A 2,312-nucleotide genomic window follows, 5' to 3' on the forward strand; every position below is an offset into this window, starting at 1 on the left:
TTGTCGTAAGATACGAATTTCATGCAGAAAACTTTCTGGCAATGGCGCAACTGGGCTGCATCATGATTTTGCTCAGATTGATTATGAGATGACTTCTAGTTGAAAATACTGTTAAAAAGGGATTTTCCAGCAGCTTTAAGGGCATTCGTTGCGGAAAAATACCCGATCCTGCCAATGTAATTCATCAATTCATTAACTTCCTTCGGCGTCAAATCTTCTCGACGCACATATTTGCCATCAATCTCGTGGTATTTTGAAATCACCAAGTCATAGTAGGGTTTTTTCGTTGGTTCTTCCGTGACCATCTTCAATTTTTCTACATCAAGGTTATATGGCAGGCTCTGCTTCTGAGCTAGCATTTCCGTGGTATCTGCTTGGCGAGTACAAGCCTCACCAACTGCTATCAATGCTTTGATCTTCTTCATATAAGCATCTCGTTGAGAAATTGCATCTTTAAGCTTGAGAACCAACTCTTGTATTTTCTCTTTAGAAAGATTTTGCTCATAAGCCAATCTGTTTTCAAGACTATTATTCTGCTGAATTGTATCCTCCAGTCTTTCAATAAGATAATTCTGATCCAGACGGATTATATTGATAGATTTAAGCATTTGCTTATTTACTTCCATAAGCAATGCTTCTTTACGTTCCCTCTTGTCCAGTTCATCTTGCCCAGTCAGGATATCGACGCCCTTTTTGGCTCCATATCCGAGCAAGAGTAAAGCTCCAAGCCCCGTCGCCATACTGGAGAAACCGAGGATTCCACCGAAACCTAGTGCGGCCAAACCAGACGTAATGCCTGTCGCGCTGAGTCCGATAACGGAACCAGAGAAATACAGAGCAGCAAGCGGTACACCAACGGACGCGGCGCCACTCGACAACTCCCTAATGCCAGACTGTAAACCTGTATCATCGACAGATTCATCAAACAATTTTTCATCGTTATCGATGGCCTTGATGATGAATTCAACCTGCGCATCTTCAATTTTGAATTTTTCAATCAGGTTTTTGATATATTCAGAGGTGCCAGAATTGTCACCATAGCATTTTCTGGCAGCATAAATGAGATCCTTAATCAAGGATATCTTCATGTTTTCATGCAAGGCTATATCAATATCGTCAAAAATTGTTTTCAGAAGCGCATCATCATTTTCATGCGATTTTACGGATTGTAGCACCTCGAAACGATCTTTCTGCTCAAGATTCAACCTCGACATCATGATGTAAAGTTGGTTGTATTCATTGGCATCAATTTCGTTGTCATTCGCGAGGAAGAAGTTAATCATGATTTTGAGGTAGCTTTTTCTAACTGCTCCCGATTGCTCTTCGAGGGGCTTAATCTCGATTTTTGCAGGTGTGGATTCATCAAAATTCTTTGAGCTTTCAGCTAATGCCTTAAACAGTTCGGCAAATTTCTCCTTGTCAAACCGTACGGTACTTACCGTAAAGATATCATCTTGCGTTGTATAAACAGTAACGTGTTTATTCTTAATCTTGCTGTTTCCTTTGTCATCGATATCTTCGTCATAATCGTACACGGCGTCATCGATTTCCGAATACTTGAACCTGTAATTACCATCTGTGCCTGTTATATTCTTTATAAAAATTTCACTATTCGTGAACACCATCCCGTCGGTGGAGCTTCCAAATAGCGTGGTATCAACCACCATAACCACTTCTTCTGGGGTCACTTGCCCATCGGTAATCCCAGTAATTGCACCATTCATCTTTTTTTCGGGAATGTCTGGTGCGAGATAGCTATCGCCACCAAAAACGTCTTTGTGCAGATCCTTGAGTAATTCATACAGGGTGTTGTACATAGACGCCTCCGTTGAAGTGGTAAAATATGAACGTACTGTGTCAGAGCAGATAGCGCTTATGATTGTGGAATTTAACCAGCAACCACTCCGAAAACGACGATGGAGCTGCGCTTATTGCACTCTTGGTATCAGAAGCCATCTCAATAATCAAAAGGGTTTGAATTTAGAAATTTTCTAGATAGTGTCGTCAAACTATGAATACTATGATAACACCTCTTTCTGCATGACAGGAGAGGCTATGTGCGCACATCGACGACACGATATTTGTGACAGGGTTTGGGAAAATATACAGGCACATCTTCCCGGCAAAAAGGGGAGTGTTGGTCGCCCGGCCGGAGACAACAGGCTGTTTGTCAACGCGGTATTCTGGATATTACGAACGGGAGCGCCATGGCGTGATCTGCCTCCTGACCTTGGGGACTGGAAAAATACTCATCGCCGGTTTTGCCGTTGGCGTGACCGGGGTGTTTGGGAAAAACTCCTTGAGGTGCTCGT

General features: G+C 42.4%; 2 protein-coding genes. One reads left to right on the top strand and one right to left on the bottom strand.

The window, feature by feature from the left end; all coding sequences use genetic code 11:
• Positions 1-95 precede the first annotated feature (95 nt).
• Entirely contained in the window at positions 96-1,817 is a 1,722-nt protein-coding gene (locus EII23_RS11725; RefSeq protein ID WP_124793522.1) for a hypothetical protein, read from the bottom strand.
• A gap of 238 nt (positions 1,818-2,055) precedes the next feature.
• Here EII23_RS11725 and EII23_RS11730 point away from each other — a divergent pair.
• Positions 2,056-2,312 (top strand): transposase (locus EII23_RS11730; protein ID WP_148091262.1); only part of this gene is annotated, 257 nt, incomplete at its 3' end.

The sequence above is a fragment of the Desulfovibrio sp. OH1186_COT-070 genome (assembly GCF_003860215.1).
Classification (GTDB): Bacteria; Desulfobacterota; Desulfovibrionia; order Desulfovibrionales; family Desulfovibrionaceae; genus Desulfovibrio.